The organism is Streptomyces sp. NPDC049541, from assembly GCF_044465725.1.
In the GTDB taxonomy this organism is placed as follows: domain Bacteria; phylum Actinomycetota; class Actinomycetes; order Streptomycetales; family Streptomycetaceae; genus Streptomyces.
In genome coordinates, this window is record NZ_JBITLY010000019.1 from 75,584 (window position 1) to 93,596 (window position 18,013).

The following is an 18,013-nucleotide window of genomic DNA, read 5'->3' on the forward strand; positions in this document are numbered from 1 at the left end:
GTGACATGACCAACTCCGCGGAACACACGGCGGAGGGCGCGGACCGGGTCCAGCGGGCGCTCCGCACGCTTCTCGAGGAGCGCGACCGCCTCCGGCGGGAGAACGACACCCTGAAGGCCGGCCGCACCGAGCCGATCGCCGTGGTGGCCATGGCATGCCGCTACCCGGGAGGGGTGTCGACCCCCGAGGACCTGTGGGACGTGGTCCGAGAAGGCCGGGACGTCGTCGGCGAGTTCCCGCAGGACCGCGGGTGGCGGGACGTGTACGACCCGGATCCCGGCGCCGCCGGCAAGGCGTACACGCGCCAGGGAGGGTTCCTGGCTGACGTCGCCGGTTTCGACGCGGACTTCTTCCACCTCAGCCCGCGTGAGGCGCTGGCCGTCGACCCGCACCACCGCCTGCTGCTGGAGACGTCCTGGGAGGTCTTCGAGCGGGCCGGCATCGTCCCCGCCGACGTGCGCGGGTCGGAGGTCGGCGTCTTCTCCGGAGTCAGCTCGTCCGAGTACGGGTGGCGTTTCCTCGAGGGCGGCCAGAGGGAGCTGGAGGGCTACTTCCTGTACGGCAGCGCGCTGAGCGTCGCGTCCGGCCGGGTGGCGTACGAAATGGGGCTGACCGGGCCGGCGGTGTCGGTGGACACGGCGTGCTCGTCGTCTCTGGTGGCCCTGCACATGGCGGTGCAGTCGCTGCGTTCGGGGGAGTGCTCGCTCGCACTGGCGGGCGGGGCGCTGGTGATGGCGACCCCCGCGATGTTCGTGGAGTTCTCCCGGCAGGAGGCGCTGTCGGCCGACGGCCGGTGCAAGGCCTTCGCGGACGCGGCCGACGGGACCGGCTGGGCCGAGGGGGTGGGTGTGCTGCTCCTCGAACGGCTGTCTGACGCCCGGCGCAACGGCCACCCGGTACTGGCCGTCGTGCGCGGCAGCGCGGTGAACCAGGACGGGGCCAGCAACGGGCTGACCGCCCCCAACGGCCGCGCCCAGGAGAAGGTGATCCGCAAGGCCCTGGCGAACGCGGGGGTCTCGCCCTCGGAGGTGGACCTGGTCGAGGCCCACGGCACCGGGACCACGCTGGGGGATCCCATCGAGGCGGGCGCCCTGCTGGCGACCTACGGCAAGGACCGGGCCGAGGACAGGCCGCTGTGGCTGGGATCCCTGAAGTCGAACATGGGGCACTCCCAGGCCGCCGCCGGGGTCGCCGGGGTCATCAAGGCCGTGCAGGCCATGCGCCACGGATACCTGCCGAAGACCCTGCACGTGGACGAGCCGTCGCACCACGTGGACTGGTCCTCGGGTGGTGTCGAACTGCTGGTGGAGGGACGTGAGTGGCCCCGGGCGGACGGTCCGCGGCGGGCCGGGGTGTCGTCGTTCGGGGTCAGCGGCACCAACGCGCACGTGATCCTCGAAGAGGCCCCGGCCGAGGAGCAGGCCAACGAGCGCGGCCCGGGCGCGGGTGTGATCGGCGGTCTGGTGCCGTGGGTGGTGTCGGGAAAGCGGGCGAAGGCGCTGGAGCTGCAGGCGGGCAGGCTGCGTGACTTCGTCGCCGCCGACGCGGACCTGGACATCGCCGATGCCGGCTGGTCGCTGGTGTCGAGCCGGTCGCGGTTCGAGCACCGTGCGGTGGTCCTGGGCCGCGACAGGGGCGAACTGCTGGGCGGCCTCGCGGCGTTGAGCGAGGGCGCGGACTCGGCCCAGGTGGTGCGCGGCATCGCCGGGGACCTCGGTGGCGTCGCCTTCGTGTTCCCGGGGCAGGGCTCGCAATGGGTCGGCATGGGCCGGGAGCTGTACGACGCCTTCCCGGTCTTCGCGCAGTCACTCGACGCGTGCGCGGCCGCACTGGCCGAGTGGGTCGACTGGTCGCTGCTCGACGTGGTGCGCGGCGTGGCGGGGGCGCCGACCTTCGAGCGGGTGGACGTGGTGCAGCCGGCGCTGTTCTCCGTGATGGTGTCCCTGGCCGCCCTGTGGCGGTCCTGGGGTGTGGAACCGGCCGCCGTGGTGGGCCACAGCCAGGGCGAGATCGCCGCTGCCCATGTCTGCGGTGCGCTGTCCCTGCGGGACGCCACCAAGATCGTGGCGCTGCGCAGCAAGGCCCTGATCGAGCTGAAGGGGCTCGGCGGGATGGCCTCGGTCGCGGAGTCCGCCGAGGTCGTGGAAGAGCGACTGGCTCCGTGGAGCGACCGGGTGAGCGTCGCCGTGGTCAACGGACCCCGCTCCGTGGTGGTGTCCGGGGAACCGGACGCACTCGACGAGTTCGTCGAGAAGATGAAGGCCGAGGGCGCCCAGGCGCGGAGAATACCGGTCGACTACGCCTCCCATTCCGACCAGGTGACCCGGGTCCGCGACCAGGTGACCGGCGCGCTGTCCGACGTGAGCCCGACATCGTCGACGCTGCCCTTCTGTTCGACCCTGTACGGCGAAGTCATCGACACCGCGGGGCTGAACGCCGACTACTGGTACAACAACCTGCGCGAAAAGGTCCTCTTCGAGACGTCCGTCCGGCAGCTGGCCGAGGACGGCTTCCGGGTGTTCATCGAGATGAGCCCGCACCCCGTGCTGAATGTCCCGGTGCAGGAGATCGTCGAGGACGTGGACGACGCGCTGGTCCTGGCGTCTGCGCGGCGGGACCGCGACGAGGTGGCGGCCCTGCTCGGTTCGCTGGCCCAGCTGTACGTCCGAGGCGGGTCCGTGGACTGGGACGCCCTGTTCGGCACGCGACGGCGGGTGGACCTGCCGACGTACGCGTTCCATCGGCAGCGGTACTGGCTGAACTCCTCGCCCACGGCGGCGGTGGAGGCACAGGCGTCCTCGACCCAGCCGCCCGCGGACGAGGACGAGGTCGTCCCGCTGCCGGAGAGGATCGCCGCACTCCCCGACGACGAAGCGCGGACACTCGTCCTCGCCCACGTCCTCGAGAAGGCCGCCGTCGTGCTCGGACACCACTCCGGCGCGACCATCGACCCCGACGAGAAGTTCTTCCGGATCGGATTCGACTCGATGCTGTCGATGGAGCTGAGCAAGCGCCTGAGCGCGTCGACCGGACTCAAGCTGAAGGCGAACATGGTGCTGCGGCACCCCACCGCGCGACTGATCGCCGGGCACATCGTGTCCACGATGCCCACGCGCGTTCCGCAGTGAAGTGTCCCGCCGGCGGGACACCGCAAGCTCGACAGCGGCTTGTCCCGCCGGGAGCCGGTTTGTCTTGAACGGCTGACCCACCCTCTCGACCATGGGGGGTGATCTGCGCATTCCTACGGTGTCCCGGTTTGTCTGTCGAGGGGTTGATCTCTGTGCGTTCGTTCGGTGCGTCGTCTGCTCACAAAGGCATGTGGCGAGCGCAGCAAATGGCTCCCGACACGCCGAACCATGCGCTGACCATGTGGGACGTGGACGGCGAGCTGGACGCGGCGGTCATCCGGTCCGCGTTCCTGCACGTGATGGGCGAGGCGGAGGTGCTGCGCGTCAACTTCGTCGACGAGGACGGCCAACTGCGCCTCAGGCCCCGGGAGCTGGGGGACTGGCAGCCGTTCTTCCTGGATCTGAGTGCCGAGGCCGACCCCGAGCAGGCGGCGCGCGAGGCCCTGGCCGACCTGGTGCGGCAGCCGTTCGACCTGGAGCGGGATCTGCTGTTCCGGCTCGGTGCCGTCAAACTCACGGCGACCCGCTCGCTCCTGGTGATCGCCTACCACCACCTCATCTCGGACGGGTTCGGCGCGGGTGGCCTGCTGTCGAAGCGCCTCGCCGAGGTGTACACGGCACTGGTGCGCGGGGAGCAGGTACCGCAACTGCCGCACCCGTGGGACGCCGAGTCGTTCGCCACCGAGGCGACGGATTACCTCGCCTCACCGAAGTTCACCGAGGACTCGGAGTTCTGGCGCGACTACCTCACCGATGCGCCCGCGCCCGCACAGGTTCCGCGCGTCGCCCTGTCCGACGCGCAGCGCGCCGCGCTGTCCGAACCGATGAGCAGCGCCGACCGCTGGTCGGAGGTGGCCGAGACCATCGGCATGGTGAGCCGGACACTGACCGTTCCCCGCGCCGAGGCGGACGCGTGGACCGACACCGCGCAGTCCATGGGCGTGTGGATGTCGCAGATGCTGACCGCGGCCACGGCGGTGTATCTGCGGCACCGCTGCGAGCGGCCGGAGTTCCTCCTCTCGCTGGCCGTGGGCAACCGGGTCGGCGTGGCGAGCCGGACGCCCGGTCTCGCGGTGAATGTGGTGCCGGTGCGGGTGGCGGTCGACCTCAACGCGACCTTCACCGAGATCGCCGACACGCTCGTCGACCAGACGTACGACCTCTTCGACCACACCGGCTGCCACTACTCGGACATCCAGCGCGCGGCCGGAACCGTCCTGAGCGGACGCGGCAGTTACGGGGCTGTCGTCAACGTCGTCGAGTTCGTGGAGCAACTCCACTTCGGCGACAGCCCGGCACGCTACTCGGGCGCGACGACCGGCACGTTCGAGGAACTGTCCATCGGCGTCTACACCGACGGCAGCCCCGACAGCGACCTCTTCATCCGGCTCGACGCCCCCGCGCGCCTGTACCACCGCGCGGAACTGCGCTTCATCGGCGAGGAGCTGATCGCGTACATCCGTGCCGTGGTGGCCGCCGGCGCACAGCCGGTCGGTGCCCTGGACGTGGTGAGCGGTGCCGAGCGGCACCAGGCGCTGAAGGCGCCGAACGACACGCACGCGCCGCTTTCGGGGCTGACGGTTCCTCAGCTGTTCGCCCGGGCGGTGGAGCGGGACCCCGACGCCGTCGCGCTGGTCTCCGGCGACGACACGGTCTCGTACCGCGAGCTGGACGAGCGCTCGAACCGGCTGGCCGCGGCGCTGCGCCGGCGGCAGGTCGGACCCGAGACGGTCGTGGCGGTGGCACTGCCCCGGTCGGTGGACCTCGCCGTCGCCCTGCTGGGCGTGGTGAAGGCGGGCGGAGCCTACCTGCCGATCGACCCGGCGTCCCCGGCGGAGCGCATCGGGTCACGGATCGGCGCGGCCTCGGCGCGCGCACTGCTCACCGGCGCGGCGACGGCCGAACTGCTCTCCGCCGGACTGGACGTCCCGGCGCTCGTGTACGACGACCTCGTCTGCGACAGTGCCGACAACGCCGACAACGCCGGCAGCGACAGCGACGCCGCGGCGAGCGCCCACCAGGACAACCTGCTGGCGGTCATGTACGACTCGACAACGACCGGCGCCGCCAACGGAGTTGGGCTGACCCACCGGAACATGGAGCGGTTCGTCCTGGACCGCCAGTGGCAGGAAGCCGGCCGCAGCACCGTGCTGTGGCACGCGCCGCACACCTCCGACGCACTCGCCCTCGACCTTTGGGTGCCCCTGCTGAGCGGCGGCCGGGTGGTCGTGGCACCCCCGGGGGACCTCGACATCGACGCGCTGACCACGGCGCGCGCTGCGCACGGGATCTCCACGGTGTGGCTGCCGTCGAGCCTGTTCTCGGCGATCGCGGCCGAGCGCCCCGAGGCCCTCGCGGGGCTGCGCGAGGTGTGGACCGGCGGCGACCGCGTGTCCGCGGCCGCGCTGCGCCGGGTCCGCGAGGCCTGCCCCGAGCTGACGATCGTCAACGGCCACGGTGTGCCGGAATCGACCGTGTTCGCCGCCTGCCACCGCCTGGCCGCCGACGAACCGGTGCGTCACGCGGGCACGGTCGGCCGCCCGATGGACAACACGGCCCTCTACGTCCTGGGCCCGGGTCTGGCGCCGGTCCCCGTCGGCGTGACCGGAGAGCTGTATGTGGCCGGTCCCGGTGTGGTGCGTGGCTACCCCGGCCGGCCCGCGGCGACCGCGGAGCGCTTCGTGCCCTGCCCGTTCGGCCCGGCCGGAGCGCTCATGCACCGGACCGGGGACCGGGTGCGGTGGGGCACCGACGGCCGGCTCGAGTACGTGGCCCGGGCCGACGCCCAGGTCGATGTACGCGGTGTCCGGGTCGAGCTGGCCGAGGTCGAAGAGGTGCTGTCGGAGCACACCGGCCTTGCCCAGTCGGTCGTGGTCGTCAGGGCGGACGGTTCCGGGCAGCAGCACCTGGTGGCCTATGTCGTCCCGGCGGGCGGCCGCACCGTCTCGGCCGACGAGCTCCGCCGGTTCGCCGCGGGATGGCTGCCGGAGTCCATGGTGCCCTCGGTGTTCACGGTGCTGGACCGGCTGCCGGTGACGGCGGCCGGGCGGGTGGACCGGGCGGCGCTGCCCGAGCCCGAGTCCGACGAGCGCACGTACCGGGCACCGCGCAACGACACCGAGCGGGTCCTGGCCGCGGCCTTCGCCGAGGTGCTCGAGCTGGACCGGGTGGGCATCGACGAGGACTTCTTCGACCTCGGCGGCAACTCGCTGCGGGCGATCCGGCTGGTCGGCCTGATCCGGTCGGAGCTGAAGCAGGAGGTGTCCATCCGCAGGCTGTTCGCGGCGCGCACCGTCATCGGCCTGTCGGACATGTGGAAGGACCTCGGCCAGTCCAGCAGGCCGAGCCTGCGCAGGCGGACGAAGGAGGGCGCGGTCCTCTGACCGTGGCCCGCCGCCCAACCGCTTTTCGATCAGCAGGGTTTCGCGTTCTGGTCCGGTCAGCAGCGGTTTTCCTGTGGCACTGCAAAGGAGAAAGGGAGTCATGGATTCCTTGACGGAAGCCCTGCTGTCCGGGGCCGGCCCGGACGAGATCGGGCGACACGAACTTCCCTCGGAATACGAGGCCGCGCACCTGCTGGCCGCCGACGTCGGCATGTTCGGCGGCGCCGCCGACAAGGACGTCCGCAAGGCGCTGCGCGTCGGACGGGTCCCGATGCCGGAGCTCGCCCCGGACGAGGTGGTCGTCGCCGTCATGGCGAGTTCCATCAACTACAACACCGTCTGGTCGGCGACGTTCGAGCCGGTGCCCACCTTCGAGTTCCTCAAGCGCCAGGCCCGCCAGGGCGGTTACGCCGCCCGGCACGACCTGCCGCACCAGGTGGTGGGCTCCGACGCGGCCGGGATCGTCGTACGGACCGGGGCCGGGGTGCGGCACTGGAAGACCGGCGACCACGTGGTCGTCAGCTGCGTCCAGGTCGACGACCAGGAACCGGCGACGCACGCCGACGCGATGCTCGGTGCGGGACAGAAGATCTGGGGCTACGAGACCAACTTCGGCGGCCTCGCCCACTACGCGGTGGTCCGCGCCAGCCAGCTGCTGCCCAAGCCCGCCCATCTGACCTGGGAGGAGGCGGCGGGCGTCCTGCTGACCGCCGCCACCTCCTACCGGATGCTGGTCGGCGACAACGGCGCACGGATCAAACAGGGCGACATCGTGCTCGTCTGGGGCGCGACCGGCGGTCTCGGCGCGTTCGCGGTGCAGATGGTGAAGAACGCCGGCGGCATCGCCGTCGGGGTCGTCAGCTCCGCACGCAAGGCCGAGGCGCTCGGCCGGCTCGGCTGCGACGTGGTCATCGACCGCAACGAGATCGGCATGGGCGGGGACGCCGCACCCGATCCGCAGCGCACGATCGAACTGGGCAAGCGGCTGGGCCGGGAGATCCGGCGGCAGGTCGGCGAGGACCCCCATGTGGTGTTCGACTACGTCGGCCGGGCCACGTTCGGGATCTCGGTGTTCGTCGTGCGCAAGGGTGGCACGGTCGTCACCTGCGGCTCCAGCACCGGATACGACCACCACTTCGACAACCGCTACCTCTGGATGAACCTCAAGCGGGTCATCGGCAGCCACGCGGCCAACCTCCACGAGCAGGCGGAGTGCAACCGGCTGTTCCGGCTCGGTCACCTCTCGCCCGTCCTGTCCGAGGTGTACCCGCTGGCCGATGTCGGCGAGGCCGCCCGGCTGGTCCAGCTCAACCGGCACACCGGCAAGGTCGGCGTGCTCTGCATGGCCCCCGAGGAGGGCCTCGGCGTCACCGACCCCGCCCTGCGCGCAAAGATCGGCACCGCGCGGCTCAACCCACTGCGCGAGGCCGGCGCGCCCGCTCTCGCCGAGGTGGCCTGACATGGGGATCGGCATACTCTCCACCGGCTCGTACCTGCCGAAGAACGAGGTGAGCAACGAGGAGGTCGCCGAGCGCGCCGGCGTCACCGCGGAGTGGATCGAACGCAAGACACAGATCCGCTCGCGGCGCTACGCGGCCGAGCACGAGGCGACGTCCGACCTGGCGGTCAAGGCCGCCGAACGCGCCCTGGCACAGGCGGAGCTGACCGCGGAACAGATCGACTACATCATCGTCTCCACCTCCACCGGCGACTTCCCGCAGCCCCCCACCTCCTACCTGGTCCAGCACGGACTGGGCGCCTACGGCGCGGCCTGCTTCGACGTCAACGTCGTGTGCAGCGGCTTCGTCTACGCGCTGGCGCTGGCCCACAGCCTGGTCGCGGCACGGCCCGACGCCCGCGTACTGGTGATCGGCGCGGACGTGTACTCGCGGATCCTGGACGTCACCGACCGCAGGACGGCGATCCTGTTCGCCGACGGCGCCGGCGCCGCGATCGTCGCAGCGGTGCCCGAGCCGTACGGCATCCTCGCGACCGACCTGGCCAGCCGCGGCGACGCGCACCACCTCATCCGCGTCGAGGCCGGCGGCAGCCGCAAGCCGGCCTCCGCGCAGACCCTCGCCGCGGGCGACCACTTCTTCCGGATGGACGGCCGCGGCGTACGGGACTTCGTCGCCGAGCACGTCCCGCCCGCGCTGCTCGCCCTGGCCGGCAGGGCCGGCGTGGACATCGGCGCCGTCGACCACTTCGTACCGCACCAGGCCAACGGCGTGATGCTCGGCGACGTCGTCGAACGCACCGGCCTGGGCGCCGCCCGCACACACCGCACGCTGATCAAGTACGGCAACGTCGGCAGCGCCTCGGTACCGGTCGCCCTCGACGAGGCCCACCGCACGGGCGCCCTGTCGACCGGAGACCTCGTCCTGCTCGCCGGCTTCGGCGGCGGCATGTCGATCGGCGCATCACTTCTGACCTGGGGGACCGCCGCATGACCACGTCCACGCAAGCGACTGGCACGGACATCGAACGGGTGGGTGTCGCCGGCAGCGGCATCATGGGCACCGGCATCGCGGAACTGTGCGCGAAGGCCGGGCTGAACGTGACGGTCGCGGTGTTCTCCGAGTCGTCGCTGGCCTCGGCGCCGCAGAAGCTCGCCGCATCCCTCGACCGGGGCGTGGCCAGGGGAAAACTGACCGCGCAGGAGCGCGACGCGGCGCTGGCCCGGGTGTCGTACACCCGTGACCTCGACGAACTGGCGGACCGTCAGCTGGTGATCGAGGCGGTCAAGGAGGACGAGCAGCTCAAGCTGGACCTGTTCGCCACCCTCGACAAGATCGTCGAGGACCCGGACGCGATCCTGGCGACCAACACGTCCTCGATCCCGGTCGTACGGCTCGGCGCCGCGACCCGACGCCCGGGCCAGGTGCTCGGCATGCACTTCTTCAACCCGGTGCCGGCGCTGCCGCTGGTCGAGCTGGTCTCCTCGGTGCTGACGCACGAGGCGGTGAGCGCGCGGGCGCTGGTCTTCGTCCGCGACGTCCTGGGCAAGAAGCCGATCGCCTCGCCGGACCGGGCGGGCTTCCTCGTCAACGCGCTGCTGTTCCCGTATCTGCTGTCCGCGGTCCGGATGGTCGAGTCGGGCCAGGCGCCGGCCGAGGTCGTCGACCAGGGTATGGAGCAGGGCTGTGCGCACCCGATGGGGCCGCTGCGGCTCGCCGACCTCATCGGCCTGGACACGACCGTGTCCATTGCGCAGGCCATGTACGAGGAGTTCAAGGAGCCGCTGTACGCGCCGCCTCCGCTGCTGCTGCGCATGGTCGAGGGCGGCCTGCTGGGCAAGAAGTCCGGCCGCGGTTTCTACACGTACACGTGAGGGATGTGCGAGGGGCCCGGCCGACCGTTCGCGGTCGCCCGGGCCCCTCGCTGCCGACTGCGGGTCAGGAAGCGGCGGCTTCCGTGAGCAGCCCCTCGGTGACGGTCGCGGCGACCTTGTCGAGGTGGTCGAAGAGGTAGAAGTGGCCGCCGGAGAAGACCTTCACATCGAAGTCGCCGGTGGTGTACGCCCGCCAGGTCCCGGCGTCCTCGACCGTCATCATCGGGTCGCTGTCCCCGGACAGGGCGGTCACCGCGACGGCGAGCGGCTCAGCTCCGCGCCAGCTGTACGTGCCGAGGGCCTTGTAGTCGGCGCGCAGCGCCGGCAGCACCAGCTCCAGGAGGTCGGGGTCGGCGAGCATGCTCCGGTCGGTGCCGCCCAGCCTGCGCACATCGTCCAGCACTTCGGCGTCGCCGAAGAGGTGGTAGGGGAGGCTGCCGGTCTCCGGGCCGCCCCGGCCGGAGAGGAACAGCCGCCGGGGGCCCGGCAGTTCGCCCTGGGCAAGCAGCAGGGCCGTCTCGAACGCGACGAGCGCGCCCATGCTGTGGCCGAACAGGGCGTACGGCCGTCGGGGATCCGTGGCCAGCTCGCGGGTCAGCTCCTCGGCCACCGCCTCGACGAGCGGGGCCAGGGACGTGAACGGCTTTTCACCGTAGCGGTCCTGGCGCCCCGGGTACTGCACGGACACCACGTCGAAGTTCGCGGGCAGTACGTGCGCCAGCTCCTTGAACGCCGTCGCGGAGCCGCCCGCGTGGGGGAAGCACACAAGCCGCGGCCCGTCCCCCGTGGCCTTGGTGAAGCGTCGCAACCACGTGCTGTTCACTGTCGGTGTGTCCCTTCGTCCGATCGTTCCGGATGGTGTGTCACCCCTGTAGTGGTGGGCCGAACCAGGTGGTGAGGGCGGTGCGGAGGGTGGCGGTGTCGGGTGCGTCGTCGGCTGCCCAGACGACGTGGCCGTCGGGGCGGATGAGGAGAGCGGCGGGGGCGGGGATGTCGCCGATGGCGGGGACGGTCCAGTGGTGGTCCTGGGCGCGTGCTTCGGCGAGGTCGACGCGGTCGGCCCATTTCTTGGCCACTGCCGCCAGGTCGGTGTCGCCGTGCAGGTCGAGGAGGAGGGGGCGGCCGGTGTGGAGGAGTTCGTGGACGCGGCAGGCGTCGTCGGACGTGGTGAGGTCGGCGTCGGGGACGCGGCGGCCTGCCAGCGGGTGGTCGCTGTCGGTGGGGTAGCGGATGTCGAGGGCGTTGAGGAGGTGGCGCAGGTACTGGTTGACGTCGTCGAAGACCATGAGGGAGCTGAAGACGTCGCGCAGTGCGTCGGTCTGGGGGCCGGGGCGGACCAGGGCCGACTGCGCGCGGGTGTTGTGCAGGACGCGGGCGGCGACGGGGTGGCGTTCGGCGTGGTAGGTGTCGAGCAGGGCTCGGGGTGCGTGGCCGTGCACGGCGGCGGCGAGTTTCCAGCCGAGGTTGACGGCGTCCTGGATGCCCATGTTGAGTCCCTGGCCGCCGGCGGGGAAGTGGATGTGGGCCGCGTCGCCGGCGAGCAGTATGCGGCCCTGCCGGTAGTGGGCGGCCTGGCGTGCGGCGTCGCTGAAGCGGGAGACCCAGCGGGGGCTGCGCATGCCGAAGTCGGTGCCGGCGACCCTGGTCAGGGATTCCCTGAGTTGTTCGAAGGTCGGCGGTTCCTGGTCGGGGACGCGGTCGTATTCCGAGGTGATGACCCGGTGCCAGCCGGGTTCGAAGGCGATGGCGGAGTAGTCGCCGAGGGGGGTGCGGCGTACCCAGACGTAGTCCTCGGGCAGGTCGGGGAGTTCGACGTCGCCGATCAGGGCGGTCATGGTCGCTTCGGTGCCGGGGAAGTCGATGCCGGCGAGTTTGCGTATGGTGCTGCGTCCGCCGTCGCAGCCCACGAGGTAGCGGGCGTGCAGTGTCGCGGGTGCCGGGTCCGCCGTGCGCAGCTGGACGGTCACGCCGTCCTGGTCCTGCCCGGCGCCGGTGACCTCGCACGAGCGGCGTACCCGTACGCCGAGTTCTGCGGCCCGTTCTTCGAGGAGTCGTTCGATGGCGGACTGCAGGATCATCAGCGGGTAGGGGTGCCTGGATTCGGTCTCGTCGAAGTCGATGTAGAGGCCGGAGAAGTGGCCGACCGGTTGGAGTTGGCCCTCGGCCAGGAAGCGGTCCAGGATGCCGCGCTGGTCGAGGACTTCCAGGGTGCGGGAGTGGATCCCGCCGGCCCGGGACTCGCCGGACCGCTCGGTGAGCTTGTCGACCACCGTCACCTCGACGCCCGCCAGCCGTAGCTCGCAGGCGAGCATCAGGCCTGTGGGCCCGGCGCCCGCGATCACCACGTCCGTGTCCCTGCGGGTGTGTCCCACGTCGTTCCCCCTCGGTCTGCCGGCCCTCTGACGTCGTTCGATCGCTTCCACGTTCATGCACGTCGATCAGCGCTTCAAGACAACTCGGTGCCGGTACGGGGCACACCGCGCTCCGGCTTGCCTTGTCCCGCCGGCGGGACAGGCCTACGGGGCCGCAGGGCGTCGAGCGGGACGGCACCCGGGCACGCCGGCCCAGCCGGCAGCGGGCACGCCGGAGGCCCGCCGGTGCCCTCGGGGGATGGTGTGGGCGCCGGCGGGCGATGCGGGGGCTCCGTGCAGGCTCATGGCCGTCGCATCGGAGCTCACGACACGAGAGCATCGCCTCCCTTGCTTGACGGACGCTCGCGGGGCGCTGGGGAGCCGGCGCCGCCGCAGCCGTCGTCATGCAGCGCTCCAACCCGCTTCTAGCGCGGTGGCAGAAGCTGGCCGCTGGTTCATCACGACGGCCGGAAGGGAAAACCCATGACCGCACTGGACGACACGCCGGTCGGGACGCAGCGCGGCACGGTCGCCGAACTCGGGGCCACCCGGGACGCCATGCGCCGAGGGCCCAGCGACAAGGCCACCGAGGCCCAGCACGCCAAGGGCAAGCTCACGGCCCGGGAGCGGCTCCAACTCCTTTTCGACGACGGCCGGTTCACGGAGGTCGAGGGCCTGCGCCGGCACCGGGCGAGCGGCTTCGGCCTGGAGGACAGGCGCCCCTACACCGACGGCGTGGTCACCGGCTGGGGCCGGGTGTTCGGCCGTACCGTCTTCGCCTACGCCCATGACTTCAGGATCTTCGGCGGCTCCCTCGGTGAGGCGCACGCCGAGAAGATCCACAAGATCATGGACATGGCCGCCACGGCCGGTGCCCCGATCGTGGGCCTGTGCGACGGCGCCGGGGCGCGCATCCAGGAAGGGGTGACCGCGCTCGCCGGATACGGCGGGATCTTCCAGCGCAACGTGCGCAACTCCGGGGTGATCCCGCAGATCAGCGTCATGATGGGTCCGTGTGCGGGCGGAGCGGCCTACTCCCCGGCGCTGACCGACTTCGTGTTCATGGTGCGCGGCACCTCGCAGATGTTCATCACGGGGCCGGACGTGGTGAAGGCCGTCACCGGAGAGCAGATCAGCCACGACGACCTGGGCGGCGCCGACGCCCACTCCCGTCTCTCCGGAGTCGCCGGATTCGCCTACGACGACGAGGAGAGCTGCCTCACCGACGTCCGCTACCTGCTGTCCTTCCTGCCCGCCAACAACCGTGAGCTGCCGCCGTCGGAACCCTGTGCCGACCGGCCCGACCGGCTCACCCCGGCCCTGCGCGACGTGGTGCCGTCCGACGACAAGCGCGCGTACGACGTGCGCGAGGTCGTGGAGGAACTGGTCGACGCCGGCGACTTCTTCGAGGTGCACGAGGCCTGGGCGCCCAACGTGGTGTGCGCCCTGGCCCGGCTGGACGGCCATGTCGTCGGCATCGTCGCCAACCAGCCCGCCTCGCTCGCCGGGGTCCTCGACATCAAGGGCAGCGAGAAGGCGGCCCGCTTCGTACAGATGTGCGACTCCTTCAACATCCCGCTCGTGACGCTGGTGGACGTGCCGGGATTCCTGCCCGGCGTCGACCAGGAGCACGGCGGCATCATCCGGCACGGCGCGAAACTCCTCTACGCGTACTGCAACGCGACGGTTCCCCGTGTCCAGGTGATCCTGCGCAAGGCCTACGGCGGCGCGTACATCGTCATGGACTCGCGCTCCATCGGTTCTGACGTGTCGCTGGCCTGGCCCGGCAACGAGATCGCGGTGATGGGGGCGGAGGGCGCCGCGAACGTCGTCTTCCGGCGCGAGATCGCGGCCGCGGCCGATCCCGAGTCGGCCCGCAAGCAGCACATCAAGGAGTACCGGGACCAGCTCATGCACCCGTACTACGCCGCCGAACGCGGCCTGGTGGACGATGTCATCGACCCCGCGGAGACCCGCGTCCGGTTGATCGACGCGCTTGCCGTGCTGCGCACCAAGTACGTGGCACGACCCTCCCGCAAGCACGGGAACCAGCCCCAGTGACACGCGGGCCCCGCGCAGGGCCGCACCCCCGGATGGCACTACGTGGCGCCACCTGGTGCCATCCGGCGCCGATCCGCGCTTCCGTGGATGCTTGAGCGCGCACGCCGCCGCCCTGCCGCAGACTGCTCTCTCGGTGTTTTCGCAGGTAGGATGGTGACCCATCGGAGCCGCCACCCTGAGGCGCCATGAAGACTTGCGCATGGCGCCATGACGCCGCCATGATGACATCATGGACCTCACGCCGTATGTCGACAATCTCCGCCGCGAACTCGCGGTGGCCGCCGAGTCCGGCGGGGAAGCCTCCCGTGAGCTGGCCGAGCGGCTCACCGCCCCCCTGGAGTCGGCGACCCGGCTGACGCTGCTCAACGTGCTCTCCGCCGCGATGGACGAGATCACCCGCGAGCTCGCGCCCGGTTCGGTCGACGTACGGCTGCGCGGGCTGGACCCCGACTTCGTGGTGACGCCACCGCCCACCGACGGCGGCGCCGTCGTGGAGCCGGCCGGGCCCGCCGAGCCGTTCAGGACCCCGGTCCCGGCAGACGGCGACGAGGGTGGCACCGCCCGCGTCAACCTGCGCCTGCCGGCCCATCTCAAGGCGCGTGCCGAACAGGCCGCGAGCCGTGAGGGCCTGTCGGTCAACGCCTGGCTGGTGCGGGCGGTGTCGGCCGCGGTCGAGGGCGGTGCCCGGCCGCGTACGCCGGAGAGAGCCCCGGCCGTCGGACAGAGCTTCACGGGCTGGGTGCGCTAGCCACGCGCCCGTACCCGCTCCACTTCGCCCACACCACCTCACGTCCCACCAGCGGGGACGTCCCGAAGACTCATGAGGACGGGACAGCCATGCCTTCTTTCGACACCCCCGGAGCGATCTCGGTCACCGCGCGTGTGGACGCCGGTTCCATCCAGTTCACCGCGGGCGAGCGGGCCGACACGGTCGTCGAGGTGCGGCCGCGTGACCCGAAGAAGGACCGGGACGTGCGCACGGCCGAGCAGACCGAGGTCACCTGCGCGGGCGGTGTGCTGACCGTCAGGACCCCGAAGTCCAGCCTGTTCGGCCGTCCCGGCGTCGTCGATGTGACCGTCGACCTGCCCGTCGGCTCGCGCATCGACATGACCGGTGCCTGGACCCAGGTGTTCGGCGTGGGCCGGCTCGGCGAGGTCCGGGTGAAGACCTCATCGGGTGATGTGCGCCTCGATACGGCCGGCCCGCTGCACCTGACCGCGTCGCACGGCTCGATCACCGTGGACCGTGCCGAAGGGCCGGCCGAGATCACCACCAGCTCCGGCAGCCTGCGCGTCGGCCTGGTGGACGGCCCCGCCGTGCTGAAGAACTCCCATGGCACCACGACCGTCGGCGCCGTCACCGGCGAGCTGCGGGTCAGCGGTGCCAACGGCGACATCAGCATCGAGCGCGCCGAGGCCTCGGTGACCGCCACCACCGCGCACGGCACCCTGCGCGTGGGTGATGTGGCCCGCGGCAGAGTCCAGCTGGAGACCGCCTACGGCGCCATCGAGGTCGGCGTCCGCCAGGGCACGGCCGCCTGGCTCGACGTCAGCTCGGGCTCCGGCCAGGTACGCAACACGCTCAGCACCTCCGACACCCCGGAGAAGACCGAGGACACCGTCGAGGTCCGGGCCCGCACCCGCCACGGCAACATCGACATCCGCCGGGCCAAGGTCTGAACACCGGTCGCGGGGCCGGCCGGGACCGAGGCGTGGGCCGCGGCCTGCGAGCGGTTCCGCCCGAAGACGACGAGGCGCAGCACCGCGAACCGTGCGACACCGGCGAGTGCGGAGGCGGACAGGTAGACGATCTGCTCGAGCACCGCACCGGGCGCCGCCACCAGCAGCTGCAGGGTGAACATCGCCACGCAGGTCACCGCATACGCGGCCGTCGCGGACCCGGCCGACTGCACATGCTGGCGCCAGGTGGCGTGTCCGCCCGCGCCGAAGGTGAAGCGGGCGTGCAGTTCGGTGGCCAGGAGCGTGGAGGCCACGGTGATCACGGCGTTGGCCAGGGCCCAGGGAATCCACCAGGCGAGGGCTGCCACGGCGAAGCTGGAGGCGAGCCCCAACCCGCCGCCGCAGAGCACGAAGCGGGCGAAGGCGGCGCAGGCGCCTTCTGCTGCCTGCTGCCGGCCGCGTGCTGTCTCCATGATCCGCCCCCCTGCTGACTCATTCCGATGAAATGTGGTGCCATCATGGCACATTAATGGCGCGCTGTGGAGTCGGTAGTGACGCCATTCCTTGCCACTCAAGGGTTACGAGGTGCGCGGGGATCGTGAAGGCGCAGGTCGGCGACTCGGTGTGGGCGCTCATTCACCTTCATGTCTGGGGCCAAGTCCCGTATGGGCCTGCATCTTTCGGGCAGTGCAGAGAGATGGCCTCGTCATGGCTCATACATGGCGCACAATGGCTCGTAATGACACCAGACGTGTGCCATGCTGGAGCCATGGAACGGAACGGTGCCGGACACGGAGCTGCTCGGGGAGCTGCCCGGCCCCACCCAGGAAAGGAAACCCGATGAGCCAGATGCCTCTCGTCCCCCACGGCCTCCCCATGGAGCGCGACGCTGGCCCCTTCGACCCGCCCCGCGACATCTCCCGGCTGCGCGAGGCCCGCCCCGTCAGCCCCTTGGTCTTCCCCGACGGTCACGAGGGCTGGCTGGTCACCGGTTACGACGCGGTCCGCCGGCTCATGGCCGACACCCGGTTCAGCTCCCGACAGGACATCGGCGTTCTCCACGTCCCGTACGAGATCCCCGGCATGCCCACCGCCACCGAACCGTCCCCGCAGATTCCGGGCCTGTTCATCAGCATGGACCCGCCGGACCACACCCGGCTGCGGCGCATGCTCACCGGCGCCTTCACCGTCAAACGGTTGAAACAGCTGGAGGAGCACATCATCGACATCGCCGAGCGGCAACTGGACGAGATGGCGCGCCTGACCCCGCCGGTCGACCTGGTCAAGGAGTTCGCGCTGCCGGTGCCCTCGCTGGTGATCTGCGAACTGCTCGGTGTCCCCTACGCGGACCGGGAGAGTTTCCAGGCCAACACAGCCAAGTTCATGGAAAAGGACGTGGCGCTCGACGAGAAGATGGCCGCGTACACCGGCCTGACCACGTACCTCGCCGAACTGGTCACGCGCAAACGCGCCGCCCCCGACGAAGACATCCTGTCCGACCTGGCCCGCCGTGACGAACTCACCATCGAGGAACTGACCGGCATCGCCTTCCTGATGCTGCTCGCGGGCCACGAGACCACCGCCAACATGCTGGGGCTGGGCACGTTCGCGCTCCTGGAGCACCCCGAGCAGACGGCCGAACTCCGCGCCGACCCGGATCTGATGCCCAACGCCGTCGAAGAACTCATGCGCTACCTGTCCGTCGCCGACATCTTCTACCGCTACGCCACAGAGGACATCGAGCTGGGCGGCGAAACGATCGGCAAGGGATCGACCGTCGTCGTCTCCCTGCTGGCCGCCAACCACGACCCCCAGCGCTTCGACAACCCCGACACCCTGGACATCCACCGCAAGGCCCGCGGTCAGCTGGCCTTCGGCCACGGCGTCCATCAGTGCCTCGGCAGCCAACTGGCCCGCATCGAGATGCGGGCCGGCTTCACCGGGCTGCTGCGGCGCTTCCCGACCCTCGAACTCGCCGTTCCCGCCGATGAAGTGAGGCTCAGGACCAACATGAACATCTATGGCGTGCACGAACTGCCGGTCACCTGGACGGAAACGGCCCCGTAGACACCCGGTGCG

11 protein-coding genes and 1 pseudogene are annotated in these 18,013 nt (G+C 71.1%); 9 read left to right on the forward strand and 3 right to left on the reverse strand.

The genetic code is table 11. The annotated features are described in order from the left end of the window. Positions 1-5: 5 nt before the first annotated feature. The 5 genes from ACIBW9_RS40800 to ACIBW9_RS40820 all read left to right on the forward strand — a co-directional run bounded on the left by ACIBW9_RS40800 (position 6) and on the right by ACIBW9_RS40820 (position 9,842). Positions 6-3,128, forward strand: a complete 3,123-nt coding sequence (locus tag ACIBW9_RS40800) for a type I polyketide synthase (RefSeq protein WP_398963391.1) — start codon at positions 6-8, stop codon at positions 3,126-3,128. Between the two features lie 152 nt (positions 3,129-3,280). Further along, on the forward strand, positions 3,281-6,511 hold the full coding sequence (locus tag ACIBW9_RS40805) for an amino acid adenylation domain-containing protein (protein ID WP_398963394.1): 3,231 nt from the start codon (positions 3,281-3,283) through the stop codon (positions 6,509-6,511). Positions 6,512-6,611: 100 nt separating this feature from the next. After that, complete coding sequence (gene ccrA / locus ACIBW9_RS40810; RefSeq protein ID WP_398963397.1) at positions 6,612-7,970, forward strand: crotonyl-CoA carboxylase/reductase; 1,359 nt, start codon at positions 6,612-6,614, stop codon at positions 7,968-7,970. 1 nt (position 7,971) lies between these two features. Next, positions 7,972-8,961, forward strand: a complete 990-nt coding sequence (locus tag ACIBW9_RS40815; protein ID WP_398963400.1) for a 3-oxoacyl-ACP synthase III family protein — start codon at positions 7,972-7,974, stop codon at positions 8,959-8,961. Beyond that, a complete protein-coding gene (locus tag ACIBW9_RS40820) occupies positions 8,958-9,842 on the forward strand; it encodes a 3-hydroxybutyryl-CoA dehydrogenase (protein WP_398963403.1) in 885 nt (294 codons plus the stop codon). The genes ACIBW9_RS40815 and ACIBW9_RS40820 overlap by 4 nt, the downstream gene beginning before the upstream one ends. Positions 9,843-9,906: 64 nt before the next feature. Here ACIBW9_RS40820 and ACIBW9_RS40825 read toward each other — a convergent pair whose 3' ends face one another. Both ACIBW9_RS40825 and ACIBW9_RS40830 read right to left on the reverse strand, forming a co-directional pair. After that, positions 9,907-10,665 carry a thioesterase II family protein gene (locus ACIBW9_RS40825; RefSeq protein ID WP_398963405.1) on the reverse strand — a complete coding sequence of 253 codons (759 nt, stop codon included), beginning with the start codon at positions 10,663-10,665 and terminating at the stop codon, positions 9,907-9,909. Positions 10,666-10,705: 40 nt separating this feature from the next. Then, positions 10,706-12,271, reverse strand: coding sequence for an FAD-dependent monooxygenase (locus ACIBW9_RS40830; RefSeq protein WP_398963408.1), 1,566 nt, complete (start codon positions 12,269-12,271; stop codon positions 10,706-10,708). Between the two features lie 405 nt (positions 12,272-12,676). Between ACIBW9_RS40830 and ACIBW9_RS40835 the strand changes: the two genes are divergently transcribed. From ACIBW9_RS40835 to ACIBW9_RS40845, 3 genes are all read left to right on the forward strand, one after another. Then, positions 12,677-14,254, forward strand: a complete 1,578-nt coding sequence (locus ACIBW9_RS40835; protein ID WP_398963410.1) for an acyl-CoA carboxylase subunit beta — start codon at positions 12,677-12,679, stop codon at positions 14,252-14,254. Positions 14,255-14,483: 229 nt separating this feature from the next. Then, the gene (locus ACIBW9_RS40840; RefSeq protein ID WP_398963413.1) at positions 14,484-15,002 is read left to right on the forward strand and encodes a hypothetical protein; all 519 of its coding nucleotides are present in this window, start codon (positions 14,484-14,486) and stop codon (positions 15,000-15,002) included. 89 nt (positions 15,003-15,091) lie between these two features. Next, a complete protein-coding gene (locus ACIBW9_RS40845) occupies positions 15,092-15,934 on the forward strand; it encodes a DUF4097 family beta strand repeat-containing protein (RefSeq protein ID WP_398963414.1) in 843 nt (280 codons plus the stop codon). Between the two features lie 8 nt (positions 15,935-15,942). Here the strand turns inward: ACIBW9_RS40845 and ACIBW9_RS40850 are convergent. Further along, positions 15,943-16,407: pseudogene (locus ACIBW9_RS40850) on the reverse strand (hypothetical protein); the annotation flags it as partial. A 367-nt stretch (positions 16,408-16,774) separates the two neighbouring features. On the opposite strand from ACIBW9_RS40850, the gene ACIBW9_RS40855 reads away from it, so the two are divergent. Further along, positions 16,775-18,001, forward strand: a complete 1,227-nt coding sequence (locus ACIBW9_RS40855) for a cytochrome P450 (RefSeq protein WP_398963416.1) — start codon at positions 16,775-16,777, stop codon at positions 17,999-18,001. The last annotated feature ends 12 nt before the right edge of the window (positions 18,002-18,013 follow it).

Bases quoted from the DNA above. Each gene is read 5' to 3' on its own strand.
- ccrA (WP_398963397.1), top strand. From the start codon at position 6,612: ATGGATTCCTTGACGGAAGCCCTGCTGTCCGGGGCCGGCCCGGACGAG.
- ACIBW9_RS40845 (WP_398963414.1), top strand. From the start codon at position 15,092: ATGCCTTCTTTCGACACCCCCGGAGCGATCTCGGTCACCGCGCGTGTG.
- ACIBW9_RS40830 (WP_398963408.1), bottom strand. From the start codon at position 12,271: ATGAACGTGGAAGCGATCGAACGACGTCAGAGGGCCGGCAGACCGAGG.
- ACIBW9_RS40820 (WP_398963403.1), top strand. From the start codon at position 8,958: ATGACCACGTCCACGCAAGCGACTGGCACGGACATCGAACGGGTGGGT.
- ACIBW9_RS40840 (WP_398963413.1), top strand. From the start codon at position 14,484: ATGGACCTCACGCCGTATGTCGACAATCTCCGCCGCGAACTCGCGGTG.
- ACIBW9_RS40800 (WP_398963391.1), top strand. From the start codon at position 6: ATGACCAACTCCGCGGAACACACGGCGGAGGGCGCGGACCGGGTCCAG.
- ACIBW9_RS40835 (WP_398963410.1), top strand. From the start codon at position 12,677: ATGACCGCACTGGACGACACGCCGGTCGGGACGCAGCGCGGCACGGTC.
- ACIBW9_RS40815 (WP_398963400.1), top strand. From the start codon at position 7,972: ATGGGGATCGGCATACTCTCCACCGGCTCGTACCTGCCGAAGAACGAG.
- ACIBW9_RS40855 (WP_398963416.1), top strand. From the start codon at position 16,775: ATGAGCCAGATGCCTCTCGTCCCCCACGGCCTCCCCATGGAGCGCGAC.